Consider the following 26,911-nt stretch of genomic DNA (forward strand, 5'->3'; position numbering starts at 1 on the left):
GCCAGACTATTAGTCTTCCTTCCGTGATCACTCGGGTCGTGCTCGCCCTCGCCCTGTCCGTGCCTGCCGTCATGACCTTCACCCCACCGTCCGCCGCGCCCCGGCCAGGCGGCTGCCCGGTCGCCATGCCACCCCGCACCACCTGCGGGTTCCTCGTCGTCCCGGAGCGCAGGGACGCCCCGGACAGGAAGATCAAGGTTGGCTACGCCGTGCGCTCTTCGACCGCGAAGGGGCGCAAACCGGACCCGGTCGTGTACATGAGCGGCGGCCCGGGATCGGCGTCGATCCAGCTCACCGGTTTCCTGAGCGCGATGTTCCCGGACCGTGACGTGGTGACGATCGAGCAGCGGGGCGGCCCGCACTCCGAGCCGGTGCTGGGCTGCCCCGAGACGGCCGCGGCGCTGCTCGGGCAGCTGCGCACGCCGCCCGCCGACGTGGGCGCGGCCGCCGTCGAGTGCCGGGACCGGCTCCGCGAACAGGGCATCGACCTGCGGGGATACAACACGAAGGAGATGGTGGCCGACGTCGTCGCGTTACGTCGGGAGCTCGGCTACGCGTCGTGGAACCTGTTCGGCGTCAGCTATTCGACGAGGGTCATGCTGGACGTGGCCGCGGCCGACCCGGAGGGCACCCGCACCGTGGTGCTGGACTCGTTCCTGCCGGAGCGCGTCGCCTGGTACGACGACGCCGAACGCAACCTCGCGGACACGATGACCCTGCTCGGCGTCCGGGACGAGTCCGCGGCCATGACCGCCAGGCTGAACGCCGCACCGGCGCGGGTGCCGGTCGCCGACCCGGTGCTCGGCAGGGGGTTCACGGCGCGGATGACCGGTGACGACGTGGCCACGATCATGGCGGAGGCGCTGCACGAGGCCGACGTCGCCGCGGTGGCGCCGACGCTGGTCCCGGCGCTGGCCGGCGGGCACGACGAGCTGCTGCGGCCGCTGGCGGACGCCGTGGGCGAAGGGCTGACCTCGCACGCGTTCGGGCTGTATCACGCGGTGCAGTGTCAGGACGAGGTCCCGTTCAACGCCTTCACCGCCAAGTCCCGGCTCTTCACCGTGAACGCCGACAGAGCGGTGTGCGACGCGTGGCGGCTCCCCAAGTCCACGCCGGTCAACAGCGCCCCCAAGGGCCCGGTGCTCGTGCTCGGCGGCCGGTACGACCCCACCACCCCGCCCAGGACCAGCAGACCCGCCGCCGAGGCGCTCCCCGCCGGCCGCTTCGCCGAGATCCCCGGCGCCGCGCACGCCGTCTTCCTCACCAGTGCATGCGCCCGAAGGAAGATCGTCGAGTTCGTGGCCGATCCGGTCTCCAACACCGCCGCGCCGTGCCTGGACGACGCCGACCGGCCTGGCGACCTGCACGTGACCGGCGCCCCCTACCAGATCTCCCGGTCGCCGTGGCTGGCCGCGCCGTTCGGGGTGTTCGCGCTCGCGGCACTGGTCCAGCTGGTGACGGGCGCGCTGAAGGGCCGGTCGGTGGCGGCGTTCGGCGGGCTGGCGGGCGTGGCGTTCGCCGGACTGGTGGCGCAGTCCGTGTACGGCCAGGCGGTCAGGAACGAGACGGCTCTGGCCGTCGGCGTCCCCGGCGTGGTCGGCATGTACACATGGATCGCGGTCGCCTCGGCCGTGCTGACCGCGGCGGTCTTGCTCCGCGATCGCCGATGGCCGCAGATCGCCGCGGCCGTCATCAGCGGCGGATTCCTCGTATGGTGGTTCACCTGGGTCCTATGACGCGCATTCGAGAGCTCGACGCCCTACGCGGCTTCGCGGTGGGCGGCATCATGCTGGTCAACACCTGGCAGCACACCCCGCATGAACCGCCGAACACCCTCGACTGGACCATCGAGGCGTTCCTCCAGAGCCGGTTCTACCCGATCTTCTCGTTGCTGTTCGGCATCAGCTTCATGCTCTTCCTGCGCGGCAACAGCCGGTGGGCGCTGCTGAGCCGGCTGTTCTGGTTGTTCTGCATCGGGCTGATCCAGCACACGTTCTACGAGGGCGAGGTGCTCACCGACTACGCCTTCTACGGGGCAGTGGTGCTGCTCCCCGCCACGTTCCTGGCGCCGGGGGCGCCGGTGCTGCTGCTGGGGCTGGCGACGATCATGTGGGCGTTGCTGGTGGGCGGGGGGCCGCTGCTGATCCCCGGACTGTTCCTGGTCGGCATGGCCCTGTGGGAGTTGCGGCCGCCCAGGTGGCTGCTGCTACCGGGGTTCGCGGCGGCGGGGGTGGCCACCGCGTTGCTGACGGCCTCGTGGGCCCTCACCAACGAGTGGCTTGCCTACAGCATGGCCGCGCTGGCCGGGGCGGCTGCGTACTCGCTGGGGCTGTTGCTGGCATTGCGGCCGTGGTTGTCGGCGGTGCTGGAGCCCCTGGGGAAGATGGCGCTGACGAACTACGTCACGGGCACCGCGGTGATCGTCCTGACCGGGCCGGTGCGGGAGGCCGACCCGACCCGCTGGGCGGTGATGGCCGTGGCGCTGGTGACCGTGGCCGTGCAGGTGGTGCTCAGCCGGTGGTGGCTGACGCGGTTCAGGTACGGTCCGCTCGAGTGGGTCTGGCGGTGCCTGACCCGGTTCCGGCTGGTGCCCAACAAGCTAGAGTCGGGCCGTGACCACAATCGCCCTCTGCCAGATCCCGGTGTCACCTGACCCGTCGACGAACCTCAAGAGGGTCAGGGAGGCGCTCTCCCGAGCCGAAGGGGCCGACCTGGCCATCTTCCCCGAGGCCACGCTCACCCGCTACGGACGGCGCATCACGAGCCTGGCCGAGCCGCTGGACGGGCCGTTCGTGTCCGGCCTGACCGAGGCGGCACGCGAGCACGGCACGGCGGTGATCGCCGGCGTGTTCGAGCCGGGCGAGGATCGGGTGCACAACACGGCCGTGGCCATCGACGCCCAGGGCGTCATCGCGGCGGCGTACCGGAAGATCCACCTGTTCGACTCGTTCGGCGCGAAGGAGTCGGACCTGGTCGCGCCCGGCGCCGAGCCGGTCGTCGTGGAGCTGGCCGGGCTCAGGGTGGGGCTGATCACCTGCTACGACATCCGTTTCCCCGAGCTGGCCAGGGCGCTGGTCGACAAGGGCGCGGAGCTGTTCGCGGTGATCGCGGCCTGGGGTTCCGGGCCGCTGAAGGAGGACCACTGGGTGACCCTCGTCAGGGCCCGGGCCTTGGAGAACACGACGTGGACCGCGGCCGTCGGCCAGGCGCCCAACCCGGCCGAGTCGTCCGACGGCTACGGCGTGGGCCGCAGCATGCTGGTGGACCCGCTGGGCGTGGTCCGCGCCGACCTCGGCACCGCGCCCGGCGTGCAGGTGGTGCGGGTGGACCCGGAATGGACCGCCACGGCCCGCGCCACGCTCCCGTGCTTGGAACACCGGGTTTTGTAGGGGTCAACCGATCGTAAAGTAGTACCGTGAGCGGAACGCAGATGCAGAAGGTCATCCCGCCGCGTCTGCTCGTGCCCTACCTGTCGGGCAAGCGCACGGTGATCTCCGGCTACGTCTATCGGGTGCAGGACTGCGTCAGGCTGACCACACCCGAGGCGCTCTACTGGGGGCTCGACCTGTCGTTCGACGGATCGGAGTTGTTCGCCGAGGTGCCCGAGCTATATGTGATGCGGTGGTATGCCCGCGATGTCGACACCTACGCGGTGCCGTACGGGCCCCACATGGGTGGCGACTGGAGCGACGCGCCGCCGTTCGCCGGCAACGGGTTCACGACCTCCCCCGACCACGTGGTGCCGCAGTTCCACACCGTGCCGATGCCGATCCCGGCCGGTGCGGAGGTCGTCCACCTCACCCCGGACAGTGAGCGGCGCTTCGCCGACTACGACGGGCTGACCTGGCGGCCCGCCGCATGAGTGAAGAGATCGCGCCGGTCGCCTCCGGCTTCGTGGCCCGCTACGGCGAGCGGACCCTGCCTGCCGCGCTCGGCCCCGACAACGACCAGGTGGTGTTGTTCAGCGAGGCCGAGCTGGAGGGCTTCGAGCCGGCGGCCGGCTACTGGCGGCGCACCGTGGCCAGGTCCGAGGTGGAGTGGCTGGTGCTGATCCGCACGGTGGGGGCGTTCGGCGGGGAGCCGTGCATCGTGCTGGACGAGGACGAGGACGGGCTGCACATCGCCTACACCGGGCACAGCGGGATGAAGGCTGAGGCGCTGGGCTACTGGATGGTGGACCACGGCGCCTACGAGGTCGTGGTGCCCCGCGAAGAGGTCTTCTCCATCCGGGTCGAACGCATTCCGGTCCCTTAGTCAACGGACGCGCGCCCCGTGTGTCTCTGAAGTGTGATCGACACAGCAACCATGGCGCAGCCGTCGTTCGCCGAGTTGTTCGCCGCCCAGTACCAAAGTCTGGTACGCCTGGCGGGACTGCTCGGCGCCGACGACCCTGAGGACATCGCCCAGGAGGCGTTCGCCCGGCTGCACACCAGGCGGTTGCGCGACGACGGGGCCGCCCTGGCCTACCTGCGCGCGACCGTCTGCAACCTGACCCGCAACCGGCTGCGGCACCTCAGGCTCGTCCGGTTACGTCGCCCCGACCCCCCTGAGCCGGCGCGCAGCAGCGAGCACACCGTGCTCGTCGCCGAGGAGCACCGCGAGCTGCTCGCCGCCGTCGACCGCCTGCCGCGCCGCCAGCGCGAGGCCCTGGTCCTGCGCTACTGGCTGGACCTGTCCGAACGCGAGATCGCCGACGCCATGGGCGTGTCGCCCGGCTCGGTGAAGACGCACGCCAGCAGGGCCCTGGCCGCCCTCGGCAAGGCGCTGAAGGAGGAGGACGCGTGATGGACCAGCTGGAAGGGCGCCTTCGCGCCGCGTTCGAGGCGCGGGCCCAGACCTACGAGGGGAGCCCGGACGCCTGGCAGCGGGTGCTCGATCGGCGGCCGCGGCGCTCGCGGGCGCGGTGGGCACTAGCCGCGCTGCCGGTGGCGCTGCTGGCGGTGTTCGTGCCCATCCTCCTCAACGGTGAGCTCGGCAGGAACTCCGCGGCCAACGACCCCGACGAGATCTACCGGCGGCTCATGGAGGGCAGGACCCCGGCCGGCGAATCGGTGACCCTCGACGACCCCGCAGGAGGGAAACTGCGGCTCTGGTTCGCCGGCGGCATGATGGGCCAGCCTGAGCTGTGCCACATCGCCGAGCACGCGGGCGCGGAGCCGTACGGGTCCTGCGGCGGCATGATGAACACCCGCATCACCACCTGGAACGGCTGGTACGAAGGCAGCACGGCTCGGGACGGCGCGAGCCGCGTCATAGACTACGGCGTGGCCCGCCCGGGCGTCGGGGCGGTCAGCGCGGTGACCGAGAGCGGGCGGAAGATCCCCGGCACGCTGCTGCGTCCGCGGGATGCGCCGTTCCTGATCTGGACGGTCACGTACGCCGCCACTGACCCCGTATCGAAGGTCGTGTTCTCCGAGCCCGGACGCCCCGACCGCGAGATGCCGCGCTCCATGCTGCGCCGGAGCCCGGTCAAGGGGGACGAGCAGGTGGGAAAGGCCATCGAACTGGGCGCCGGCCTCACGGTCGGCCCGTACAAGACGGAGTACGGCCGGATGCTGGTCTGGATGCGCCACGGCGTGGTCATCGGATCGACCAGACCCGAAGACGTGCTGAAGGACGCACCGGTGGCCTTTTTCCTCTTCGGGGATCAGGCCTTGGGCGTAGCCAGGAAGGACATCGCCCAGGTCCGGATAGCGGCCGATGGAGGCGGGGCGACCACCGTGGCGACGAGGTCCGATCCGTGGAGCCTCGGCATCGTGCTGTTCGCCACGGCACCGCAGAACGGCGTGGCGGCGGGCCACCGCCTCACCGCCTACGACCCCACCGGCAAGGAGATCTGGCGCAAGGACTCGAACCCGGCCGCGGGACCCGAGCCGGACGGCGGCAAGCAGGTCGGCGACACGATCACCCTTCCCGGCACGGAGGACTTCGGCCATGGCCCCGTCCGCCTGTGGTTCGTCAAGTCGGCGGACGCCCACGCGCTCTGCGTCTCCGGCGGAGTCGGCTACGACGGGCGTAAGGAGAGCGGCTGCGGCCGCGCGGACTTGAACGCCGCCAGCGGCTTCAGCCACAGCTCTGCGAACACCTTCCTCCCCGCGCCGGGCACGACCATCTCCTACGGCGCAGCGCCGCCGGAGTGGGAGGCAGGCGACGCGGTGCTCAAGGACGGGCGGCGCATCCGCGGTGCGTTCGTGTCCGCCCCGGGCGCTCCCGCCCGCGTCTGGTACGTCAGGTATCCCTACGGCACCGACGTCGCCGCCTTCGCCTTCAAGGTGAAGGGCAGGCAGCTCGAGCATGTCTCGCACACCCGGCACGACTGCTGGGAGGCGGATCGGTCTCAGGGACGTGCCGACCCGCTGCCCCGCGGGACCATCACGGCCGTGCTCTTTCCGGACAACTGCACCAGGTTCTGGAAGGGGAACCAACAGCTGCCGGGCACGTTCGAGCCCATCCCCGGCGGGAAGTTGAGCGACATGATCGCGGCCGAGCGGCCGCTGGAGTGGGCGCAGCACAAGACCGACTGGTACGGCTTCACGCTCCCGGGCACGGCCCGCGTCGAGGTCAAGCTGAAGGGCGGCGACACCGCGACCGCCGACACCATGCCCGATCCTTGGGGGCAGGGTGTGCTGATGTTCGTAGGGTCGGTGCCCGAGAAGGCGGGCAAGCCCGGGATCATCTGGCCGGGCCTGCGGTTCACCGGGTACGACGCCGCCGGCCGGGTGATGTGGACCTACAAGCCGCGCTGGCCGCCGTCCTAGAGGCCGAGGTTGCGGTAGCGGGCCTGGCGGGCCGCGAAGCGGTCCGTCGGGCTCTGCCGCAGCAGCCCCGCGATCTCGTGCTCCAGCGCCCGCCCCACGCGCTCGCAGAACTGCCGCGGCTCGTACGCGGCGTCCGGCAGCTCCGGGATGACCCGGTCCACGATGCCGTCGTGCCGCAGGTCGGTGGCGCGGATGCGCTGTGCCTGGGCGATCTCGGGAGCGAAGTCGACCGAACGGTAGAGGATCGCCGAGGCGCCCTCGGGCGGCAGCGGCGACAACCAGGCGTGTTGCGCGCAGAGCACCCGGTCGGCGGGCAGCAGGGCCAGCGCCGCGCCGCCGGCGCCCTCGCCGAGCAGCAGGCAGACGGTCGGCGCGTCGAGCATGACGAGCTCGGCCAGGCAGCGGGCGATCTCGGCGGCCAGCCCGCCCTCCTCGGCCGCCTTCGACAGGTCGGCTCCGGCCGTGTCGATCACGGTGATCAGCGGCAGGCCCAGCTCGGCGGCCAGCCGCATGCCGCGCCTGGCCACCCGGAGCCCCGCCGGGCCGAGCGGCGAGTTGGCCCGCTGGACCCGCCGGTCCTGGCCGAGCACCACGGCCGGCGCGCTGCCGAACTTGGCCAGCGCCAGCAGCAGCCCCGGCTCGTTCTCCCCCTCCCCCGTGCCGCTGAGCGGGGTCACGTCCGTGGCGGCGAGCTTGAGCAGCGCACGCACGCCCGGCCGGTCGTCGCGGCGTGAGCGGGTGATCGCCTCCCACGCCTCCACCGGCCGCAGGTCCTCCTCCGGGGCCGGTCCCGCCTCGATGGCGGAGCGGTCGGCGGCCAGCACGGCCAGCGCCCTGATCGCGATCGCCCGCAGGTCATCGGCCGAGACCACGGCGTCGAGCAGGCCCTTGCGGCGCAGGTTTTCAGCGACCTGCACGCCCTCGGGGAAGGGATAGCCGTGCAGCGCCTCGAAGACCCGTGGCCCCAGGAACCCGATCAACGCCTCCGGCTCGGCGGCGGCGACGTGCCCGAGCGACCCCCACGACGCGAACACTCCGCCGGTCGTCGGATGCCGCAAATACACCAGGTAGGGCAGCCCGGCGAGCCGGTGCGACTGGAGCGCCACCGTGATCTTCACCATCTGGACGAACGCGAGCGCGCCCTCCTGCATGCGGGTGCCCCCGGAGGCCGGCGCGGCCAGCAGCGGCAGCCGCTCGCGGGTGGCCCGCTCGACCGCCGACACGAACCGCTCGGCCGCCGCCACCCCGATCGAGCCGGCCATGAACGAGAACTCGCACGCCACGATCGCCACCCTGCGACCCTCGAGCAGCCCCTCACCGGTGACCACCGCCTCGTCGTAGCCGGACTTGGCGCGGGCGGCGGCCAGCTCGTCGGCGTAGGAGGAGCCGGGCTCGGCCGGATCGGCGGGCGGCGCGTCCCACGACTTCCACGATCCCCGGTCGAGGACCGTTTCGATCAGAGTGCGCGCGTCCGGACGGCTCACTATCGCTCCCTAATGTCTGCCGACGTTGCAATGTTGACGCGCGAGCGCATCAGACGGTGCCACCGATCGCGAATCATCCTTCACGTTCCTCCAGCCAGGCCAGCACCGCGTCGCCGTCCTGGCCGAGCATGGGCGGCGCGGTGTGCTCCACCCCGGTCAGCCCGTCGAAGCGCAGCGGCGGGCCCGGCAGCTCGATGCGGCCCAGCACGGGGTGCTCGACCTCGACGACCAGGCCCTGCGAGCGGGTCTGCTCCCAGGTGTAGACCTCGTCGAGCGATCTGATCGCACCGGCCGGCACGCCGGCCGCGCCGAGCTTGGCCAGCCAGTGGCCGCGGTCGTGGGCGGCCAGGGCCTTCTCCATGTCGGCGATCAGCTCCTCGCGGTGGGCGCGCCGGTCCTTGTTCGTGGCGTAGCGCGGTGTTTCGGGGTCGATGCCGAGCAGGGTGGCGACCTTGCGCCACTGGCCCTCGTTGGCGGCGGCGATCTGCAGCATGCCGTCGGCGCAGCGGAAGGAGCCGTACGGGGTGATGGAGACGTGGTGGTTACCGCTGGCGGCCGGCACCTGGCCGCCCACCGTCCAGGCGGTGCCGTGGTAGGCGTGCACGCCGGTGACGGCGGCCAGCAGCGAGGTGCGCACGACGCGGCCCTTGCCGGTGCGCTCGCGCTCGTAGAGCGCGCCGGCCACGCCGTAGGCGCCGTGGATGCCGGCGAGCAGGTCGGAAATGGAGGCGCCGACGCGGTAGGGCTCGTCGGGCGAAGGGCCGGTCAGCGACATCAGGCCGGCCTCGCCCTGGGCGATCTGGTCGTAGCCGGGGCGGCCGCCCTCCGGACCGTCGTGGCCGAAGCCGGTGATCGACAGGATGACCAGGCGCGGGTTGAGCTCGTGCAGCCGCTCGACGGAGAAGCCGAGGCGGTCGAGCACACCGGTGCGGAAGTTCTCCACGAGCACGTCGCTCTGGCGGACGAGGCGCTCGATGAGCCGTTTGCCCTCGGGGGACTTCATGTCGACGGCGATGGACTGCTTGTTGCGGTTGGCCGCCAGAAAATACGTCGAAATATCGTGATCCGGTCCGACGAACGGCGGCCCCCAGCCGCGCGACTCGTCACCTCCGTCCGGATGCTCCACCTTGATCACCCGTGCGCCCAGGTCACCGAGCATCTGCGCCGCGTGCGGTCCGGCCAGGGCCCTGGACAGGTCGAGCACGACGATGTCGCCGAGGGGTCCGAGCACGGTCAACCTCCTGCTTGCGTCCGGGCTGCTTGCGTACGTGCCGCCTGCGGTCGGGGCGAAAGAACATTCTCTCAGTTGCATGTCCCCTTTCATCTAACCTGGGTCGGTGAATTCGCTGGCCGACCGCATCAGGAGCCTGCGGCCCTCCTGCGGTCCGGTCCGCCTGGTGGCCGTGGACGGGCCCGCCGGGGCGGGCAAGACCACGTTCGCGAAACGGCTGGGGACGGCACTCGGGTGCCAGGTGATCCACAGCGACGACTTCCCGGTGCCGTGGGAGGAGGGGCCGGGCCGCTGGTTCCACGCTTTGGAGGAGCAGGTGCTGCGCCCGCTCCAGAGCGGGCGGCCTGGCGGTTTCCGCAGGTACGACTGGGTACGCGGCGAATACGCCGAGCAGGTGACCGTCCCCTTGGCACCGGTCCTCGTCATCGAGGGCGTCGGCACGGCCCGTGCCTCGGCGGCTCATCTGCTGGCGTTCACCATCTGGGTGGAGGCCGCCGAGCCGGTGCGCTTCGCCCGCGTGCTGGAGCGGGACGGGCCCGAGCTGGAGCCGCGGTGGCAGGAGTGGTTCGCGGCGGAGAAGGCGTGGTTCGCGGCGGACCGCACCCGCGAGCGTGCCGATCTCGTCATCCGGACGTGAGGTGGGCGACGTCGTTGAACCGGACGAGCTCGAACCGGCCGCCGCCGCTCCGCCAGACGGACACGGACGCGTTCAGCACCGGCGCGAACTCCAGGACCTCCGCCAGGTCGGCGTCCGGGCGGCCCGCGATGACGTGGCGCAACCCCAGCACCACGGAGTCGTGGGCGACGATCAGGACCCGCCGCCCGTCCAGGTCCTTCATGAAGTCCCTCAGCCGGACGACGACGTCCGCCAGGGACTCGCCGCCGGGCGGGCGGAAGGCGTAGGCGCCCTCCGCCTCCCACCGCGCCAGCTCCTGCGGGAACCGCTCCCTGATCGCGGCCAGGTTGTAGTGCGCGAACGCCCCCGCCTCCTGGTCCCTGAGCCGCTCGTCCACGGTGACAGGCAGCGGGTCCACGCCCCACGCGTGCTGCGCGATCTTCCACGTGTCGAGCGCCCGCAAGTAGGGGGAGCACCACACCAGCTCGGGGGCCTCGGCGGCGGGCACGGCCGCCAGTAACCGCCCCAGCGCGGCGGCCTGCGCCCTGCCCAGCTCGGTCAGCGTGACCTCATGGTCGCCCGGCTTGTAGAACAGCGGCCGATCGCCGGCCTCCTGATAGGCGAGGTTGGCCTGGCTCTGCCCGTGTCGCACCGCCATGATCAGTCCCGGCCCCATCCCGCAATCTTGCCACGAACCCGCCCGGCAAATTACGGTCAAGACCGTTATCGACTAGTGGAGGTCATCCGTGCGCATCATGGCTGTAGTACTACTCACCGCCTTATCCCTCTCATCTCCGGCCCAGGCCGAATCTGCGCCGATTCCTCCCTCCGGATGCGGTTTCCAGAACCTCGGCACGCTTCTGACGGAGACCACCACCGCCGGCACCGCGTTGGACGCCCACCACCCGGAGGGACCACGCGTCTACTCCGTCACCTCCAGCGCCTCCGGGCCGGCGCAGCTCGGGATCAGGGACGCCCGCGACGGCCGCCTGATCGGCGAGCGGCCGCTCCCGATCGCACTCGGTTCCTGGGCCGTCACCGTCGCCCTGGACCACTCGGTGTACGTGGGCAGCTACAACGCCACGACTGGCGCCATGGGCGGCCGCCTCTTCCGCTACACCCCGTCCACCGACCAGGTCAGCGAGCTCGGCATCCCCATCGCGACCGAGAGTTTCATCTGGACCGTCGCGGCCAGCCCCGACGGCTCGGCCGTCTACGGCGGCACCTCCCCCACGGGCAAGCTCTTCCGCTACGACACCGCGACCGGCGGCTACACCGACCTGGGCAGCCCCGTCCCGGGTGACCAGCTCGTCAGGGACCTGGCCGTGGGCAAGGACGGCACCGTATACGCGGGCGTCGGCGCGGGCAGCATGAAGGTCGCGGTGCTCGCCCCCGGCGGCACGGTCGAGCGGGTGATCGACCCGCCCATCGAGGGCAGCGGCTACGCGTACGACGTGGACGTGGCCGGACGCTACCTGCTCGTCCGTTTCTCCACCTCCACGGGCGCCAATCCCATGGGCGTGTACGACCTGAGCACGCGCAAGTGGAAGGACGTCGTGGAGGACGTCGACAGCCTCACCGTCGGCGGCGGCAGGCGCGGCCACGACCTCTACCTGTTCCAGAACGACGAGCTGGTGAAATACGACCTCGAGACCGAGAAGATCACCAAGCTGGGCTTCACCGAGTACGGCGGCGGCGCCGCCCGCACGCTCGGCTGGCTCGGGAACGTGCTCGTCGGCACCAGCTCCACCGGCCGCATCTGGCACTTCGACCGCAAGACGGGGCAGGGCCGGCTGCTCGACGGCACGCTGACCGCCCAGCCCGTCAGCATGCGCTCACTCGGCGCGGGCCCCGACGGCCGGGTCTACGCGGGCGGCTTCTTCAGCGGCGGCCTGGCCGCCTACGACCCCGCCACCGGCGAGGCAACGAACTGGACAAAAGTCGGTCAGAGCGAGGGCATCGTCACCCACAAGGGCAAGCTCTACCTCGGCGTCTACCCCGGAGCGCGGATCTACGAGTTCGACGGAACCGCGCCCAGGCTCCTGCTCGACCTCGGCGGCCAGGAGCAGGACCGGCCCTTCGCGATGATCTCCGCGGGCGACTGGCTGGCGTTCGGCACGGTGCCCAAGGCCGGCACCCACGGCGGCGTGCTCGGCCTGCTCGACCCCGCCACCGGCCGCTCGGTCATCAGGCGGAACATCATCCCCGGCCACAGCATCATCGGGCTGGCCTACCGCGACGGGATCATCTATGGCGCCACCTCGGCCTTCGGCGGCACCAGCACGCCGGCGGGCGAGGCCGTGGCGTTCGCGTACGACATCGCCACGGACTCGCTCAAGTGGCAGTCCACCCCCGTCGCCGGCGACCTGGCGCTCGGCTCGATCGCCTTCGACGACGCGGGGCGGCTATGGGGGCTGACCCCGGACACTCTGTTCGAGCTGGACCCGGCCACCGGGCGGACCGTCAGGTCCGTCCAGCACCAGACCTACAACTGGGCCGGCGCCACGCAGGTCTGGCTGGACACCCACCTCTTCTTCCACAAGGGTTTCCTGTGGGGCAAGGTGCAGGGCAAGGTGTACCGGTTCGATCCGGGGACGATGGCGTTCGCGCGCATCGCCCGCCCGATCACCAACCTCACCCTCGGCCCTGACGGCCATCTCTACCTGTCACGCAACGAGAACTTCTACACCTACCGCATCTGCTAACGGGTCAGCCGGAACAGGCGCGACCCTTCGGCGAAGTAGACGTCCTCGGACCTGTGCACCGCGAGCTGGTGCACAGGTCCCTGCCGCAGCACGGCGTGCCGCCCGGTCCGCGGGTCGAGCGAGAAAACGCTCTGGCCGGCATGCGCGCCGTACAGGACCTGATCGCGCCGGTTGAAGGCGATCTGCCCGCTCGAGCTCATGCTGTCCGACAGCGTGACGCGTTCGACCACCTTGCGGGCGGCCGTGCTGACGGCGAACACCTCACCGCCGGCGATCCCCCACAACCGCCCGCGGTCGTCGAACGTCAGGGCCGGGACGGCGGGCTTGCCCGGGGCGGGGACGATCTCCCACAGCAGCCGGTTCTCCTTCACCGACCACGCGAACAGCTTGGCCTCCGGCTGGGTCGGCGGTGTGGCCGACTGGCCGCTGTAAATGGAGGTGCCGCCGTAGAGCACGCCGTCGCGGTAGGCGAGCGAGACGATGCTCTGGTCCTTGACCACGTTGCGCTGGGCGTGTTTGAGCGTCCCGGTCCGCGGATCCCAGATGGCCAGCACACCGCCGAGGTGGCCGAGGTCGGGCATGGTGCCCGCGGCGAGGTAGCGGCCCGCCGACGCCAGTGCCCGAGGCCTGATCTGCTGGTCCGCGGCGAGGTCGAACAGCCGGGCCGGGTTCGCCGCCGGGCCGGGCTCGGGGCTCGGCGAGTACTCGGTGCTGTTCCACGGCAGCGCCGGGTCGTAGGCGTACACCCTGGCCTCGGGATAGGCGCCGATGTAGAGCTTGCCGTCGTGCGCGGTCATGTCCTCGCTCTGGGAGAACGTGTGAAACTCCTCCCTTTTGCCCGTCGCCGGGTCCAGGGCGGCGAAACCGCCGTTGAGGAAGCCGCCGGCGTACATGCGGCCGTCGGGGCCCTCCGCCAGCGCGGTCACGTCGATGGGCTCGCCCTTGACACCCGTCTGCACGAACGACTTCGCGCCGGTCTGCGGGTTGTAGCGGAACATCAGCCCGCGCCAGAGCAGGCCGACGACGCTCTTGCCCGGATAGTCCGGCAGGCCCAGCTCGGCCCAGCCGATGCCGCGCGTGTTGGCCACCCGGCCGGTGATGGGCACCCCGGTCCCCGTCGTGGCCTTGGTCCGGGGGTCGTAACGGACCAGCTCACCGCCCTTGACCAGGTAGACCGCACCCTGGTCGTCCGGGGGCGAGACGTCCAGGCCGTGCGCGGCGTCGAGCATGTCGGTCCACTGGCCGGCGGCGATGTCCCAGACGTGCAGCGGTCCGGGGCTCGCGCCGCCGAAGCGGACATAGAGGAAGCCCGCCGCGACGTTGACGTCGTAGGCCCACTTGCCCGCCGGGTCCAGGCCGTCGGGCATAGGGAGCTGCCGGGTCGCGCCCGAGGCGGCGTCGATCTCGAAGACGGCTGCGGGGGCCTCGGTGCCGGCGTAGATCTTCCCGCCGGCGTAGGAGACGCTGCGGACGTAGGCGTGGGTGGGTGAGAGCCGGCCGTAGTCGCGTACGCCGGTCGCGGGGTCGTAGCCGAACAGGCGGCCGCCCGGCGAGGTGCCGCCGTAGACGGTGGCGCCCTCGCCCGCGGCGACGGACCAGATGAAGTTCTCCGAGGGCAGGGGCCTGCCGAGGTCCTGGACGCCGCCCTGGTCCGTCCAGCGGTAGAGGCGGCCGTCGCCGTACGTGCCGATGTAGACGCCGCCGTCCGGAGCGGCGTCCACGGCCCAGGAGCCGGCGGCGCCCGGCAGGTCGTGCCTGGCCACCTCGGCTCCGGTGGCGGGATCGACGGCGTTGAGGTGGGCGGGGGCGCCCGAGGAGGCGCCCCACAGCACGGTCCGGCCGCCGGGTCCCGAAGCCACCACGCCGCCGATCAGCAGCACGTCCTCCAGGGGGACGCCGAGATCCTCCACGCGGGGCGCCGACGCGGCCGCCGGGGCGGCGGCGCCGAGCACGGCGAGGGCGGTCACCATGCCGCACGCCAGTAAGCGTTTTATTAAGGTCATGACCGAAACCTAGAAAGCCGCCGTGTTTCGCGTCAATACCGAATTACGGCATAGGAACTAATCTCGTACTGGCACTCGTCCCCTGATGAGGTCCTCGACCGTCGCGCGGAGGTCGAGGAAGTCTGGCGTCCGCTTGAGCCCGATCTCCCGGCGGTCCGGCAGCGGCACGGGCAACTCGGCCGCCACCCGCCCCGGGTCGGAGGTGAGCACGATCACGCGCCTCCCCAGCAGCACGGCCTCCTCGACGTCGTGGGTGACCATGAGGACGGTCGCGCCGGTGTCCCGCCACACCTGGTGCAGGAAAACCTGCATGTCCTCCTTCGTCTGCACGTCGAGGGCGCCGAACGGCTCGTCGAGCAGCAGGATGGACGGCTCGCAGGCCAGCGCCCGGGCGATCGCCACGCGCTGCCGCTGGCCGCCCGACAGTTGCCTGGGCAACGCGTGCGCGAGGGCCGTCAGCCCGACCTCCGACAGGTACCACTGGACGCGCCGCTCGCGCTCGGCGGCGGGCAGGGGCAGCAACCGCAGGCCGAAGGCGACGTTCTCGGCCACTGTGAGGAACGGGAACAGCGCCCCCGACTGGAACACCAGCCCGCGCTCGGGGCCCGGACCGCTCACGGCGACGCCGTCGAGCTCCATCGTGCCGCCGGTGACCGGCTCCAGCCCGGCGATCATGCTGAGCAGCGTGGACTTGCCCGAACCGCTGGCGCCCACGATGCACAGGAAGTCGCCGCGCCGCACCTCCAGGCCGATGCCGTCGAGGACGCGGCGGCCGGCGTACTCCTTCACGACGTCGCGCAGCACGAGCGTCACCCCACCCACCTCCCCACCCTGGCCCTGGCCAGCCTCAACCCGACGTCGATGGCGAGGCCGATGACACCGATCACCACGAGCACCGCGAAGATGCGGTCCGTCTGGAGAAAGCGCTGGGCGCGGACGATCCGGTAGCCGAGCCCGGACTCGGCGGCGATCAGTTCGGCGACGACCACGAAGTTCCACGCGGCCGCCGCGTTGACGCGCATCGCGTCGAGCATGCCGGGCAGCGCGTACGGCCAGACGACCTTGCGCAGCACCTCGCCGCCGGTCGCGCCGAGCGTGGCGGCGGCCCTGCGCAGCTCGGCCGGCACGGCACGGACCGCGTCGGCCGTCATGAGCGTGTTGAAGAACACCACCCCGATGACCAGGATCGCGATCTTGGACGGCTCACCCAGGCCCAGCCAGATGATCAGGAGCGGGATGAACGCGGAAGCCGGCAGGTATCTCAGCAACCCGATCACCGGCTCCAGCAGCGCCAGCGCGACCTGGGAGGTGCCCATGGCCATGCCCAGCGGCACCGAGATCGCCACCGCGAGCCCGAAGCCGGCACTCACCCTGCCCAGGCTGGCGGCGGCGTCCGACAGCAGCTGTCCGCCGGCCGCCATCTCGGCGAACGCCTGGGCCACGGCGGCGGGCGAGGGCAGGAAGGTCGGGTCGACGACGCCCATGGAGCTGACGGCCCACCAGAGAGCCAGCGGCACGAGCACCGCCACGGCCCTCAGCCCCCACCGCGCCCGCCCAGGCAACACCCGCATGCCGCCATCCGCCGATCGCCGGTGCAGCAGGCGGGCGAGCGGTGAGGCGCCCGTGCGGCGCAGGCCACGGGTGGAGCGTTTCGGGAGCGGCGGCCAATCGGCGCGGTCTCCCGACCGCCGCTCGCTCGCATGCCCGGCACCCGGCGCCGGCTCCCTCGAAGGCTGCGCACCCAACGGCGCGGGGGTCGATCCGGCACCCTGGGCGGATGCCGCACGGACCGGCGGACCGCTCATGACGACACCCCCTGGACGAAGCGCGCATCCAGCAGGCCGTCCAGCGGCGGCGCCGTGTCAGCGAGGCCCGACTCGGTCAAGAAGGCGCCGATCTCCTTGGCCTGTTTCTCCAGGCTCCCCGAGCTGAACGCCTCCAGATTGTCGGCCAGCGAGAAGATCGTGGTCCCGGCGTCGTACTCGGCGTAGGCCTGCTCGCTCACCCCCGCCCGCTTGGCCATGATCGTACGAGCCTCCGCCTTGTTCGCCTCGATCCAGGCCAGCGTGTCGAACCAGGTCTTCACCAGCCCCTGCACGACCTCGGGCCGGTCGGCGGCAAGAGAACGCGACACCACCAGATGGTCCGGAATCGCCCCGGGAAAGTCCTTGGACGTGGCGATGGCGGCGGCGCCGGGCAGCTCCAGCGCGGTCGTCGTGAACGGCGCGAACACCCCGACCGCGTCCACCTGCCCCGCCTTGAACGCGGCCGCCGCCGCATCCGTGGGCAATGGCTTGAACGTGATGTCACTCTGCTTGAGCCCGGCCTTGCGCAGGGCGAGCAGCAGCAGGTAATGGTCCACGGTCCCTTGCTCGGCGGCGACCGTCCTGCCCTTGAGCTGCGCCACCGACGTGATGCCCGGCTTGGCGATGATCTGGTCGTTGCCGGTGGAGTTGTCGTTCACCAGCACGACCGTCTGCTTGGCCCCGCCGGAGACGGAGGCGAGCGTGTCGTTGAGCGTCTGGCTGTTGGCGTCGATGTTGCCGGTGGCGAGGGCGGTGAGACTGTCGGTGTAGCTGTCGAAGTACTTCAGCTCGACGGTGACGCCGTGCTTGGCGAACAGCCCCTTCTCCTGGGCGACCTGCCACGGGAACCAGCCGGGCCAGGCGGAGAAACCCAGGGTGACGGCCTTGCCGGCAGAGCCCGTGGGCGCGGCCGGCTGGCCGCCGCCGCAGGCGGCGCAGACGACGAGCAGTGCGGCGGTCAGGAGCCGGCGGATCATGACGCGGCCTCCTTCTTCTTGGACGGCAGGTGACCGGAGCGGACCAGGCAGCCGAGCGTGTCGCAGATGACGCGGGTGGCGATCAGCGAGGTGATGTCGGCGTTGTCGTACGGCGGGCTGCACTCGACCACCTCGATCCCGGCCAGCGGCGCCGCGTCGGCGATGATCTGGATGAACTTGAGCACCTCCCGCGGCAGGAACCCGCCAGGCTCCGGCCACCCGGTCCCCGGCACGAACGCCGCGTCCAGGCAGTCCACGTCGAACGACAGCCACACGGCCTCGGCGTCGCGCCAGGCCACCTCCAGCGCCTTCTCGGCGGCGGCCTCGATGCCCATCTCGACGCAGTCAGTGACCGTCATGATGGTGGTGCCGCGCTCGCGGCCGACCTTCACGCCGGGCCTGGGGGCCTGCCAGCCGCCGATGCCGATCTGGACGAGGTTCTGCGGGGGCACGTTGGGGAGGTCGGTGGCGTGGAACCACGGCGTCGTGTGCATGCGCTCGTCGAGGTCGGTCTCCTGGGTGTCGACGTGCCGGTCGAAGTGGATGATCCCGAGATTTCCGGACAGGTGCTCGGCGACGCCGCGTACCGTCGGGTAGCCGATCGAGTGGTCGCCGCCGAGGACGACGGGGAACGCGCCGCTGGCGTACACGTGGGAGACGGCCTTGGAGATCTGGTCGAAGGTCTTCTCGATGTTGCCCGGGATCGTGAAGATGTCGCCGAGGTCGGCCATCGTGATCGACTCGCGCAGGTCCACGCCGAGCTCGAAGCTGTACGGCCCGTACAGCGCCGAGATGCGGCGGATGCCCTGCGGCCCGAACCGGGTGCCGGGGCGATAGGTGGTCCCGCCGTCGAACGGCGCGCCGAGCACGGCCACGTCGTAGTCGCCGCAGGTGCGCACGTCCTCGACGTACGGGGCCTTGAGGAAGGTGTTGATGCCCGCGAAGTGCGGCAGCTCGCCGCGCGAGAAGGTGGGGATGCGCCGGTCCACGATGGAGTCGGCGCCCTGCAGGCCCAGCTCCAGGGCGCGGGCAACCTCGCGGTCCCAGGCGGTGGTGGGCAGCTCGGCCTCGCGTTCGACGGCGAAGCGCGCCTCGGGTCCGTAGTCGTCGTGGAGTTTGCGGGGGTGCCAGTGCATTCGAGCTCCGAAGATCGTCGCCCGGCCGGAAGGCAGCCAGGCGTTGGCTGACCTCCCGGGCTTTTGTCCCGCCGTGGAGCGGCCGGCACAGGCCGCCTGCACCTCTCGGACCAGACCCGTGGAACCGGCGGAACCCTAGGTGCGCCTCACGCTCTCGGTGAGTCCCCCTCAGTGCACTCCTGCGGTGTTTCCCCGCCGTTAAGACCTTGTTCCAGTCGGCTTACCGGTCCCCCGGGCGCGGGTCGCTTCCCCGTTCTTCATAGGGTGATCCCATGACCTCTGTCGCATTTCTCGGAACCGGCCTCATGGGCGCTCCCATGGCCCGCAACCTCGTCAAATCCGGCCTGCCGGTCACGGCGTGGAACCGCACTCGAGACAAGGCCGAGCCCTTGGAAGCCGACGGCGCGGTGGTGGCCGCGTCTCCAGCCGAGGCGGTCGAGGGCGCAGACGTGATCGTCACGATGCTGAGCGACGGCGACGCGGTACGCGCCGCGATGACCGCCGCCGCGCCCGGGCTGCGGTCCGGGCAGGTTTGGGCGCAAATGAGCACGGTCGGGATCGACGCGGTCGCCGGGCTGGCGGCGCTGGCGGGCGAGCACGGGCTGACGTTCGTGGACGCGCCGGTGCAGGGCACGAAGCAGCCGGCCGAGCAGGGCAAGCTGATCATCCTGGCCGCGGGGCCGCAGTCCGCCCAGCAGGCGCTGGAGCCGGTCTTCGCCGCGGTCGGCCAGCGCACGCTCTGGCTCGGCGAGTCCGGTGCCGACGGCGCGGCCTCCAAGCTGAAGCTCGCCGCGGTGAGTTACGCCATCTCCCTGACCGCCGTCATCGCCGAGTCCCTCGCCCTCGCCAAAGGCCTGGGGCTCGATCCCGACCTGGTCCGGCAGGTGATCAGCGGCGGGCCGCTGGACAACGCCTACTTCCAGGCCAAGTCCAAGGCCATCATGGAGGGCGACTTCACGCCCAGCTTCACGGTGTCCAACGCGGAGAAGGACACGCGGCTGATCACGCGGGCCGGGGAGGCGGCCGGGGTCCGGCTGGACGTGGTGGAGGCGGCCGGGGAACGCTTCCGGCGGGCGGAGGCCCAGGGGCATGGGGACGAGGACATGGCGGCTACTTATTACGCGAGCTTCGACAAGGGGTGAGCCGCTACGCTTTAGCCGCCGCCTCCTACGGGGGGAGGGAAGTGGGCCCGGGTGGACCGCCGGACGCCGGAAGCCCGGGCGCCGCGCTTTTTTCAGCGGGCGTCGATGCGGTGCACGAGCAAGTCGGCCTCGACCTGACTCCAGAACCTACGGTCGCCACGCTCCGCGAGACACATCGCACCCACAACGATGTCTGGCAGCCACAGCAGGGGCTCTGACACTGGGTCGCACCACGACAAGCGCAGCAGCTGTCGTCGCGATCATGCTATCCCCACCCTTCACGTAGGGTGATGAACACCTCACAATTCGTCTACCTCTGCGAGACTCCGCCCACCTGAGAGCTTGGCGTAGCCAGGCCCCCGGTCGAAGAACCGGTCCGCCGGCGGCCGGAGGGTGGCGCGGAGTTCGGCCGTGCCCTGTTCGTCGATGCGGTCCCCGTCCAGCACGACCCCGTAGTCGCCGAGAGCGCCGGCGATGGAGACCTTGCCGTCCCGGACGTCGGCCGCCACCGCCCGCGGATCCCGGTCGTACGGCGACCCCCAGCCCCCACCCCCGGTGGTCCGGATGCGGATGACCTCGCCGGCCTGGACCGGGTGGTCGTCGACCAGGCCCTCCATCTCCTTGCCGCCGATCTCCACCCGGAACGGCCGCCCGGCGAGGCCGCCGTTGACGCCCCAGCAGGACAGGATGGACCGATCCGCGATGGACATGTACGACGCGTCCCGCAGCATCCTGATGTGCTTGTCGTAGCCGAGCCCGCCCCTGAACATGCCGGGCCCGCCGGAATCGCAGGCCAATGCCAGCCGCTCCACCCGGAACGGCCAGCGCGCCTCGGCGAACTCGACCGGGATGTTGCGCGAGTCGGGCACCACGTGGATGGTGTCCTCGCCGTCGGCGTACCAGCGCCCGCCTGAGCCGCCGCCGAGCACCTCCCGCATCAGGTACGGCTGCCCGTCCACGCCCGTCCCGTACACGCCTGTGTACCGGATCGTCTCCTGGTCGGCCGGCATCCGCCCGCCCGTGGCCTTCGCCAGGACGCCGGCGAGCACGCCGAGCAGGCGCAGGATGACGAACGTGCGGGCGTTCGTGGGGGCGGGGAAGATCGGGGTGAGGAGCGTGCCCTTCTCCGGGAAGATCATCGTGATGAGCGGCACCACGCCCTCGTTGACGTCCAGCTCCGCCATCCGCTCCGGCGTCTCGGCGAGGTTGCGCAGCACGGGCGCCAGCCACTTCTTCAGGAACACGCCGTCGGCGTAGTCCCCGGCGTGGTTGATCGGGCCCTTGGCCTGCGGGGACGTGCCGGTGAAGTCGATCGTCAGCGGCGAGTCCGCCGCGTGGTCGACGGTCAGCGTGATGCGCTGGGCGTGCAGGCGGGGCTCGTCCACGCCGTCGTGCTCGGCGTAGTCCTCCCACACGTACGTCCCCTCGGGGATCTTCGACAGCAGCTCCCTGCGGAACGTCTCCGTGGTCTTGGAGATGATCGCGTCGAAGCACTCCTCGATGGCCTGCCTGCCGTACCGCTCGAACAGCTCGGCCAGGCGGCGGGCGCCCATCAGGCAGGCCGAGCACTCGGCGTCCAGGTCGCCGGCGAGCGAGTCGGGCATGCGCGAGTTGCGGGTCATGATGCGCAGCGCGGCCTCGTTCGGCACGCCCTCGTCCCACAGCTTGATCGGCGGGACCATCAGCCCCTCCTCGAACACCGAGCGGGCGTGCGAGGGCATCGAGCCCGGCACGGCGCCGCCGATGTCGTCGTGGTGGCCGAAGGCCTGCACGAACGCCACGACCTCGCCCTCGTGGAACACCGGCACGGTCACGCACAGGTCGGGCAGGTGGCCGATGCCGCCTTCGGAGAGGTAGACGTCGTTGTGGAAGTAGACGTCGCCGGGCTTCATCGTCTCGATCGGGAAGTCACGCACGATCGGCTGGACGAGCGCGCTGTAGGAGCGGCCGGTCAGCTTGCGCAGGTGCACGTCGTGGATGCCGGCGCGGAAGTCGTGCGCGTCGCGGATCATCGGCGAGCGCGCCGTCCGCGCGATGGCGGTCTCGACCTCCTTCTCGACGGAGGCCAGCGTGCCCTCGACGATCTCGATGAGAATGGGATCAGTCACGCTTTATCTCCACGTTTCCGTACGTGTCCACCGTGGCGGTGAAGCCGGGGTGGACGGGGATCGTCGAGCCGTACTCCTCGATCACGGCGGGGCCCGACACCTTGGCGCCGGCGCCGAGCGCGGCCCGCTGGTGGATCGGGGTGTCGCGGGTCTCGTCGAAGTGCACGGGACGGACGGCGGTGGCGCCCGGGCCGGGCTTGTCCAGCGGGCGCAGGGTCGGGCGGGTGATGGGGCCGACGCCGGAGACGCGCAGGTTCACCCATTCGACGCCGTGGCGGGGGTCGTCGCGGTAGGCGTACCCGTAGAGCTTCTCGTGGGCCTCGTGGAAGCGGTCGATCACCTGGGCGTGCCAGTCGCCGTCGATCTCGCCGACCGGGGCCGGGACGCGGACCTCGTAGCCCTGGCCGTAGTAGCGCAGGTCGGCGCTGCGGACGTAGACCGGGTCGTCGAAGCCCTCGCGGTCCAGCGCCTCGCCCGCCTGATGCTCCAGGTCGTGGAAGATCTCGGCGGCCTTGCCGAGGGAGAGGTCGCGGGTGACGTACGTGCGGACGTAGTCGTTCTTGACGTCCACCGTGAGGAGCCCGAACGCTGAAACGTTCCCAGGGTCGCGCGGGATGACGACCGAGGGCAGGCCCAGGATGTCGATCAGCCGGCACGCCAGCAGCGGCCCGGACCCGCCGAACGTCACCAGCGGGAAGTCCCGCACGTCCAGCCCCCGCTTGACGGTGAGCTGCCGGATCGCGTTGCTCTGGTTGAACGCGCTGATCTCCAGAATCCCGGTCGCGGTGCGCTCCGGGCTGAGTCCGAGCTTGTCGGCCAGGCCCTCGATGCCGGTGCGAGCGGCGTCGGCGTTCAGCGGGATCTCGCCGCCGAGCAGGTGCGGCGGGATGCGGCCGAGGAACACGTGCGCGTCGGTGACCGTCACCTCCGTCCCGCCCTTGCCGTAGCAGAGCGGTCCCGGGTCGGCGCCGGCGGACCTGGGGCCGACCTTGAGCGTGCCTTCGGGCGAGATCCAGGCGATCGAGCCGCCGCCCGCGCCCACCGTGACGATGTCGATCATCGGGATCTTGCACGGGTAGCGGCCGATGGCGCCTTCGGTGGTGATGGACGGCTCGCCATCGATCACCACGGCCACGTCGGTCGAGGTGCCGCCGCCGTCCAGCGTGATCACCGACTTGTGCCCAGCCGTGGAGGCGATGAGCGCCGCGCCCAGCGCGCCCGCCGCCGGCCCGGACAGGACGGTGGTGATCGGCTGGTTGACGACCTCGCGCGCCGACAGGATGCCGCCGTTGGACTTCATGACGGAGAACGGCCGGCCCAGGCGGGTGGAGAGGCTGGCGATGTAGCCGCGCATGGCGGGCTTGACGGCCGCGTCGACGAGGGTGGTCACCGAGCGCTCGTACTCGCGGTATTCGCGCAGCACGTCGCTCGACAACGAGATCACCGCCTCCGGGTGCTCGCGCCAGAGCACTTCGCGCATGCGGCGCTCGTGCTCGGGGTTGGCGTAGGAGTGCAGGAAGCACACGCCGATCGCGGTGATGTTCTTGGCGCGGAACCAGCGGGCCACCTCGACGGCCTGCTCCTCCGAGAACGGCCACACCTCGTTGCCCAGGTGGTCGAGCCGCCCGCCGACGGTCTTCACCAGGTGCACGGGAACGATCCTGGGCGGCTTGACCCAGAAGTAGGAGTTGCCGTAACCGTCGGGCACGCTCTGCCTGGCGATCTCCAGGATGAACTCGAAGCCCTCGGTCGTGATGAACCCGAGGTTCGCGATCCGGTCCTCGAGCAGCTGGTTCGTGGCCACCGTGGTGCCGTGCACGATCGAGCCGACGTCGAGCTCGCCCAGCTTGGCGATGCCCGCGAGGAATCCGTCCGCAGGGTTGGCGGGGGTCGAGGGGGTCTTCGTGGTGAGGATCTCACCGGTCTGCTCGTCCACCGCGACTACGTCGGTGAATGTGCCTCCGGTGTCCACTCCGATACGGACGCTACGCATGGCTCCTCAGCTTCGGCGTCGGCCGAGCACTTCGTCGATGACTCGGGGCGCGTTTTCCGTGCCGACGTACGCCGCCAGCCGGATCACCATCTCCTGAGATCTGGCGAGTTCAGCTTCGACCCTCGCCTTTCCCGACTGCCCCGCCTGCACCCCGAAATATGCACCGATTATGGTACCGATCACTCCCGCCACACCAGCGAACAACGGGGCGAACTCCCGCGTGGCGAACACGGCGGCGCCGAAGGCGACCAGGACCGCGACAATGCCCACCACGACGACGAGGAAGCCGTAACGCCATCGGGTGGCATCCGCCTGGGCGGCCGTGAGGTCGTCCTGCTTCATCATCGCGTCGAGCGCCGGTGGTTTATCGGTGACCATAGTTCCTCCTGAAACCTCAGGGGGAAAATGTCCCACGAGGTCATGGAACAAGCCAAGCCGCTAAGCTGGCGCCCCGTGACCGAATCGTCTGCCTTGTCTGCCGTACCGTCTGCTGCCAGGGACGCTGTACTGAAGTTCTACTTCGGGCCCATGGACTGCGGGAAGTCGACGCTCGCGCTCCAGATGAACTACAACCATGGACGGCAAGGCCGGCGCGGCCTTGTGCTGACCAAGCACGACCGGTCGGGCGGGCCGAAGGTCACCAGCAGGATCGGGCTCGGGCTGGAGGCCATCGAGGTGGACGACTCGCTCGACCTCGTACGGCTGGTGACGGGGATGCGAACCCGGGTCGACTATCTGATCTGCGACGAGGCGTGCTTCTACACGGTCGAGCAGATCGAGCAGCTGGCGGACCTGGTGGACGAGCACGGCGTGGACGTGTACGCGTTCGGGCTGGCCTCCGACTTCCGCTCCGTGATGTTCCCGGCGGCGCAGCGGCTCTTCGAGCTGGCCGACGAGGTGTGCAGGCTGCAGGTCGAGGTGCTGTGCTGGTGCGGACGGCCTGGGCTGCTGAACGCCAGGGTCCTGGGCGGGGCGATGGTGCGGACCGGCGAACAGGTGGTGATCGGTGACACCGATGCCTCCCCCGTCCGCTATCAGGTGCTCTGCCGGCGCCACCACCGCTCCGGGCTGCTGGGCGAGGGCTCACCCAACTAGCCCGGCGAGGGCTCAGCCGGCGGCCGGCTCCGCGATGCTCCCGCGCCGCTCAGCCGGCGGCCAGCTCCTCCAGCCGGTACGGCAGGTAGGCCGAGTCGTCCACAAGCGCCGACGCGCCGCGCCACCACCCGAACCATTCGCCGCTGCGCCACATCCAGTCCACCCGCTCGATGGCGGCCACCACGTCGCCGACCGTCTTCCAGCGCTCACCGAGCTGCTCGCGCGAGGCGCCGTGACGCAGGGCCCAGGCACGCAGGATGCCCACGGCGGCGGCGGGCACCTCGCGGGCGTAAGGGTCGGGGCTCTCCCCTGGCAGCCGGTGCGGGCCGAGGCCGGCCGCCACCCCCCAGCTCCACTGCGCCTCGGCGGGCTGCGAGTACCGCAGGGAGTGGAAGTCGAGGTTGGATCCGAGATCCTCGTCGGCCCGCCGGGTGACGACCGCGTCGAGCCGCCCGCCGGCGTCGAAGTGCACCACCAGCCGCTGCCCTGGCTTGACGCCTGGCAGCAGGTCGAACCGGTCCTCGGCCTGCCAGGAGTTGAGGTCGACCCGGGCGACGGGCTGGCCCCACAGCTGGTCGGCGGCGTCGTCGGAGATCCAGGCGGCCAGCATCTCCAGCGCGGTCAGGTCGGTCCACGGCTCGATCGCGACGGCCGTGCGCACCACCTCGTCCGGTGGCGGCAGCTTGCCGCCCCTGGACCGCGCCCACCAGTCCGCGCCCAGCTCGCGGGTGCCCACCAGCAGCGCGGCGAGGGCGGCCAGCTCGGCGGAACGCCTGGTGAGCGAGGCGCCGAGGGCGAGTTCGAGCGTGCGGTCGGTCCGCTCGTCCCCGAGCACGGGGCGCACGTCACCGATCAGGGTCTCGGCGGTGGGACGCTCCTCGCCGAGCAGATTGCGTACGATTCGCCTGGCTTCTGTCCGTGCGTCCTCCGCGTGTGCCTGCCGCATACCCGCCACGCTACGCCTGGAGATCCTTTTCCTCTAGAGCCCCGTTGGACGTCAGGGGCGGGAGCGGCGGGAGGCGCGGCCGAGAACCCAGCCGATCGCGACGCTCGTGAGCGCGATGCCCGCCCCCATGCCGAACGACGCCAGCATCACCCACGGCCGCGTCTCGGTGTGCCGCTTGGGCGGCCGCTCGTAAACGGCCCCGGCGGCACCGGCCTCACCCGCCGCACCAGTGCGCTCGCCCGCCAGCACACTCGGCGCAGAGCCCGCCGGGACGGCGCTCGCCGGGACCGCGACCCTGTCCGCGGCGAGGGCCAGGCCGGGAGCCGCAGGTGCGCACAGATGTTCCTCCACGGCGGCGAAGAACTCCCCCGCCGTCCGCTTGGCCACCGAGCCGAGCATGCGCTGCCCGACCCCGCCGATCATCCCGCCGATCACGGCGTCCGCGTCGTAGTCGACCCGGGTCCCACCGTCCATCTCGCTCAGCCGTACCTGGACGGTGGCGTCCACCGTCCCCGGCGCCCCCTGCCCACGGGCCTTGAGCGTGAAGCTCTCGGGCGCCAGCGGATCCGCCAGCACGACCTCCCCTTGGTAAACGCCCTTGACGGACGCGACCCCCGCGTTGACCGTCATCCGATAGGTGTCCGGCCCGCACTCCTCCAGGCGCTCGCACCCCGGAATGGTGCGCACCAGCACCGCCGGGTCCTGGAGCGCCGCCCACAGTTGATCCCGCTGAACGCCGATCACGGCGCTGCCCGCCACTTTCATGCCGCCCATCTAAGCAGCCACGACCAGCCCGGATAAGGGCAACACCTGCCAGACGGTCCGCCGAGGGGCGTACGGATGAATCAACCCGCCGGGGGACGCCCCGGCCCGCCTCCACCGGGCATTCTCGATACCCGGCAACCAGCACGC

24 protein-coding genes and 1 riboswitch are annotated in these 26,911 nt (G+C 71.1%); of the genes, 11 read left to right on the top strand and 13 right to left on the bottom strand.

Going from position 1 to position 26,911, the window contains the following annotated elements; genetic code table 11:
* Nucleotides 1-23 precede the first annotated feature (23 nt).
* Genes ACTWQA_RS15665 through ACTWQA_RS15695 form a run of 7 tightly spaced genes read left to right on the top strand, consistent with a single transcriptional unit; the run spans nucleotide 24 to nucleotide 6,758 of the window.
* Nucleotides 24-1,736, top strand: coding sequence for an alpha/beta fold hydrolase (locus tag ACTWQA_RS15665; protein ID WP_443159952.1), 1,713 nt, complete (start codon nucleotides 24-26; stop codon nucleotides 1,734-1,736).
* Complete coding sequence (locus ACTWQA_RS15670; protein ID WP_443159953.1) at nucleotides 1,733-2,653, top strand: DUF418 domain-containing protein; 921 nt, start codon at nucleotides 1,733-1,735, stop codon at nucleotides 2,651-2,653. The genes ACTWQA_RS15665 and ACTWQA_RS15670 overlap by 4 nt, the downstream gene beginning before the upstream one ends.
* Nucleotides 2,613-3,389: a carbon-nitrogen hydrolase family protein gene (locus tag ACTWQA_RS15675; RefSeq protein ID WP_443159954.1), complete on the top strand. Its 777-nt coding sequence runs from the start codon at nucleotides 2,613-2,615 to the stop codon at nucleotides 3,387-3,389. The genes ACTWQA_RS15670 and ACTWQA_RS15675 overlap by 41 nt, the downstream gene beginning before the upstream one ends.
* 26 nt (nucleotides 3,390-3,415) lie before the next feature.
* A complete protein-coding gene (locus ACTWQA_RS15680; protein WP_443159955.1) occupies nucleotides 3,416-3,862 on the top strand; it encodes a hypothetical protein in 447 nt (148 codons plus the stop codon).
* Nucleotides 3,859-4,254 (top strand): hypothetical protein, encoded by a 396-nt coding sequence (locus tag ACTWQA_RS15685; RefSeq protein WP_327590644.1) that lies wholly within the window; start codon nucleotides 3,859-3,861, stop codon nucleotides 4,252-4,254. The genes ACTWQA_RS15680 and ACTWQA_RS15685 overlap by 4 nt, the downstream gene beginning before the upstream one ends.
* A 33-nt stretch (nucleotides 4,255-4,287) precedes the next feature.
* On the top strand, nucleotides 4,288-4,785 hold the full coding sequence (locus tag ACTWQA_RS15690; protein ID WP_443159956.1) for a sigma-70 family RNA polymerase sigma factor: 498 nt from the start codon (nucleotides 4,288-4,290) through the stop codon (nucleotides 4,783-4,785).
* The gene (locus tag ACTWQA_RS15695) at nucleotides 4,782-6,758 is read left to right on the top strand and encodes a hypothetical protein (RefSeq protein ID WP_443159957.1); all 1,977 of its coding nucleotides are present in this window, start codon (nucleotides 4,782-4,784) and stop codon (nucleotides 6,756-6,758) included. Before ACTWQA_RS15690 ends, ACTWQA_RS15695 begins: the two co-directional genes overlap by 4 nt.
* Here ACTWQA_RS15695 and ACTWQA_RS15700 read toward each other — a convergent pair.
* Both ACTWQA_RS15700 and ACTWQA_RS15705 read right to left on the bottom strand, forming a co-directional pair.
* Nucleotides 6,755-8,242 carry a carboxyl transferase domain-containing protein gene (locus ACTWQA_RS15700; protein WP_443159958.1) on the bottom strand — a complete coding sequence of 496 codons (1,488 nt, stop codon included), beginning with the start codon at nucleotides 8,240-8,242 and terminating at the stop codon, nucleotides 6,755-6,757. The genes ACTWQA_RS15695 and ACTWQA_RS15700 overlap by 4 nt on opposite strands.
* A 73-nt stretch (nucleotides 8,243-8,315) precedes the next feature.
* A complete protein-coding gene (locus ACTWQA_RS15705; RefSeq protein ID WP_443159959.1) occupies nucleotides 8,316-9,473 on the bottom strand; it encodes a CaiB/BaiF CoA transferase family protein in 1,158 nt (385 codons plus the stop codon).
* A 106-nt stretch (nucleotides 9,474-9,579) separates the two neighbouring features.
* Between ACTWQA_RS15705 and ACTWQA_RS15710 the strand changes: the two genes are divergently transcribed.
* Nucleotides 9,580-10,110 carry a uridine kinase family protein gene (locus ACTWQA_RS15710; RefSeq protein ID WP_443159960.1) on the top strand — a complete coding sequence of 177 codons (531 nt, stop codon included), beginning with the start codon at nucleotides 9,580-9,582 and terminating at the stop codon, nucleotides 10,108-10,110.
* Here ACTWQA_RS15710 and ACTWQA_RS15715 read toward each other — a convergent pair.
* Nucleotides 10,097-10,765, bottom strand: a complete 669-nt coding sequence (locus ACTWQA_RS15715) for a histidine phosphatase family protein (RefSeq protein WP_443159961.1) — start codon at nucleotides 10,763-10,765, stop codon at nucleotides 10,097-10,099. The genes ACTWQA_RS15710 and ACTWQA_RS15715 overlap by 14 nt on opposite strands.
* A 79-nt stretch (nucleotides 10,766-10,844) precedes the next feature.
* Between ACTWQA_RS15715 and ACTWQA_RS15720 the strand changes: the two genes are divergently transcribed.
* Nucleotides 10,845-12,794 carry a hypothetical protein gene (locus tag ACTWQA_RS15720; RefSeq protein WP_443159962.1) on the top strand — a complete coding sequence of 650 codons (1,950 nt, stop codon included), beginning with the start codon at nucleotides 10,845-10,847 and terminating at the stop codon, nucleotides 12,792-12,794.
* Here the strand turns inward: ACTWQA_RS15720 and ACTWQA_RS15725 are convergent.
* The 5 genes from ACTWQA_RS15725 to ACTWQA_RS15745 form a co-directional block, all read right to left on the bottom strand.
* Nucleotides 12,791-14,797: a hypothetical protein gene (locus tag ACTWQA_RS15725; RefSeq protein WP_443159963.1), complete on the bottom strand. Its 2,007-nt coding sequence runs from the start codon at nucleotides 14,795-14,797 to the stop codon at nucleotides 12,791-12,793. The genes ACTWQA_RS15720 and ACTWQA_RS15725 overlap by 4 nt on opposite strands.
* A 57-nt stretch (nucleotides 14,798-14,854) precedes the next feature.
* Nucleotides 14,855-15,610, bottom strand: coding sequence for an ABC transporter ATP-binding protein (locus ACTWQA_RS15730; protein WP_443159964.1), 756 nt, complete (start codon nucleotides 15,608-15,610; stop codon nucleotides 14,855-14,857).
* Entirely contained in the window at nucleotides 15,607-16,368 is a 762-nt protein-coding gene (locus ACTWQA_RS15735) for an ABC transporter permease (RefSeq protein WP_443159965.1), read from the bottom strand. The genes ACTWQA_RS15730 and ACTWQA_RS15735 overlap by 4 nt, the downstream gene beginning before the upstream one ends.
* A gap of 230 nt (nucleotides 16,369-16,598) precedes the next feature.
* Nucleotides 16,599-17,579: an ABC transporter substrate-binding protein gene (locus ACTWQA_RS15740; protein ID WP_443159966.1), complete on the bottom strand. Its 981-nt coding sequence runs from the start codon at nucleotides 17,577-17,579 to the stop codon at nucleotides 16,599-16,601.
* Nucleotides 17,576-18,715, bottom strand: coding sequence for an agmatinase family protein (locus ACTWQA_RS15745; protein ID WP_443159967.1), 1,140 nt, complete (start codon nucleotides 18,713-18,715; stop codon nucleotides 17,576-17,578). The genes ACTWQA_RS15740 and ACTWQA_RS15745 overlap by 4 nt, the downstream gene beginning before the upstream one ends.
* A gap of 50 nt (nucleotides 18,716-18,765) precedes the next feature.
* Nucleotides 18,766-18,865: riboswitch (guanidine-I (ykkC/yxkD leader) on the bottom strand.
* A 122-nt stretch (nucleotides 18,866-18,987) separates the two neighbouring features.
* On the opposite strand from ACTWQA_RS15745, the gene ACTWQA_RS15750 reads away from it, so the two are divergent.
* A complete protein-coding gene (locus ACTWQA_RS15750) occupies nucleotides 18,988-19,857 on the top strand; it encodes an NAD(P)-dependent oxidoreductase (protein ID WP_443159968.1) in 870 nt (289 codons plus the stop codon).
* Between the two features lie 299 nt (nucleotides 19,858-20,156).
* On the opposite strand, the gene ACTWQA_RS15755 is transcribed toward ACTWQA_RS15750, so the two are convergent.
* The 3 genes from ACTWQA_RS15755 to ACTWQA_RS15765 are packed head-to-tail and all read right to left on the bottom strand — an operon-like array spanning nucleotide 20,157 to nucleotide 24,336.
* Nucleotides 20,157-21,965, bottom strand: a complete 1,809-nt coding sequence (locus ACTWQA_RS15755; protein WP_443159969.1) for a hydantoinase B/oxoprolinase family protein — start codon at nucleotides 21,963-21,965, stop codon at nucleotides 20,157-20,159.
* Nucleotides 21,958-23,958 (bottom strand): hydantoinase/oxoprolinase family protein, encoded by a 2,001-nt coding sequence (locus ACTWQA_RS15760; protein WP_443159970.1) that lies wholly within the window; start codon nucleotides 23,956-23,958, stop codon nucleotides 21,958-21,960. The genes ACTWQA_RS15755 and ACTWQA_RS15760 overlap by 8 nt, the downstream gene beginning before the upstream one ends.
* Nucleotides 23,959-23,964: 6 nt before the next feature.
* Entirely contained in the window at nucleotides 23,965-24,336 is a 372-nt protein-coding gene (locus tag ACTWQA_RS15765) for a hypothetical protein (protein ID WP_305922745.1), read from the bottom strand.
* 75 nt (nucleotides 24,337-24,411) lie between these two features.
* Between ACTWQA_RS15765 and ACTWQA_RS15770 the strand changes: the two genes are divergently transcribed.
* Nucleotides 24,412-25,053 (top strand): thymidine kinase, encoded by a 642-nt coding sequence (locus tag ACTWQA_RS15770; protein WP_443159971.1) that lies wholly within the window; start codon nucleotides 24,412-24,414, stop codon nucleotides 25,051-25,053.
* A gap of 49 nt (nucleotides 25,054-25,102) precedes the next feature.
* On the opposite strand, the gene ACTWQA_RS15775 is transcribed toward ACTWQA_RS15770, so the two are convergent.
* Both ACTWQA_RS15775 and ACTWQA_RS15780 read right to left on the bottom strand, forming a co-directional pair.
* A complete protein-coding gene (locus tag ACTWQA_RS15775; RefSeq protein WP_443159972.1) occupies nucleotides 25,103-25,999 on the bottom strand; it encodes a hypothetical protein in 897 nt (298 codons plus the stop codon).
* A gap of 51 nt (nucleotides 26,000-26,050) precedes the next feature.
* The gene (locus tag ACTWQA_RS15780; protein WP_443159973.1) at nucleotides 26,051-26,764 is read right to left on the bottom strand and encodes an SRPBCC family protein; all 714 of its coding nucleotides are present in this window, start codon (nucleotides 26,762-26,764) and stop codon (nucleotides 26,051-26,053) included.
* Between the last annotated feature and the right edge of the window lie 147 nt (nucleotides 26,765-26,911).

The sequence above is a fragment of the Nonomuraea sp. 10N515B genome, assembly GCF_052245915.1.
Classification (GTDB): domain Bacteria; phylum Actinomycetota; class Actinomycetes; order Streptosporangiales; family Streptosporangiaceae; genus Nonomuraea.

Bases quoted from the DNA above. Each gene is read 5' to 3' on its own strand.
- ACTWQA_RS15670 (WP_443159953.1), top strand. From the start codon at position 1,733: ATGACGCGCATTCGAGAGCTCGACGCCCTACGCGGCTTCGCGGTGGGC.
- ACTWQA_RS15685 (WP_327590644.1), top strand. From the start codon at position 3,859: ATGAGTGAAGAGATCGCGCCGGTCGCCTCCGGCTTCGTGGCCCGCTAC.
- ACTWQA_RS15715 (WP_443159961.1), bottom strand. From the start codon at position 10,765: ATGGGGCCGGGACTGATCATGGCGGTGCGACACGGGCAGAGCCAGGCC.
- ACTWQA_RS15720 (WP_443159962.1), top strand. From the start codon at position 10,845: ATGGCTGTAGTACTACTCACCGCCTTATCCCTCTCATCTCCGGCCCAG.
- ACTWQA_RS15725 (WP_443159963.1), bottom strand. From the start codon at position 14,797: ATGACCTTAATAAAACGCTTACTGGCGTGCGGCATGGTGACCGCCCTC.
- ACTWQA_RS15735 (WP_443159965.1), bottom strand. From the start codon at position 16,368: ATGCGGGTGTTGCCTGGGCGGGCGCGGTGGGGGCTGAGGGCCGTGGCG.
- ACTWQA_RS15740 (WP_443159966.1), bottom strand. From the start codon at position 17,579: ATGATCCGCCGGCTCCTGACCGCCGCACTGCTCGTCGTCTGCGCCGCC.
- ACTWQA_RS15745 (WP_443159967.1), bottom strand. From the start codon at position 18,715: ATGCACTGGCACCCCCGCAAACTCCACGACGACTACGGACCCGAGGCG.
- ACTWQA_RS15750 (WP_443159968.1), top strand. From the start codon at position 18,988: ATGACCTCTGTCGCATTTCTCGGAACCGGCCTCATGGGCGCTCCCATG.
- ACTWQA_RS15760 (WP_443159970.1), bottom strand. From the start codon at position 23,958: ATGCGTAGCGTCCGTATCGGAGTGGACACCGGAGGCACATTCACCGAC.
- ACTWQA_RS15765 (WP_305922745.1), bottom strand. From the start codon at position 24,336: ATGGTCACCGATAAACCACCGGCGCTCGACGCGATGATGAAGCAGGAC.
- ACTWQA_RS15775 (WP_443159972.1), bottom strand. From the start codon at position 25,999: ATGCGGCAGGCACACGCGGAGGACGCACGGACAGAAGCCAGGCGAATC.
- ACTWQA_RS15780 (WP_443159973.1), bottom strand. From the start codon at position 26,764: ATGAAAGTGGCGGGCAGCGCCGTGATCGGCGTTCAGCGGGATCAACTG.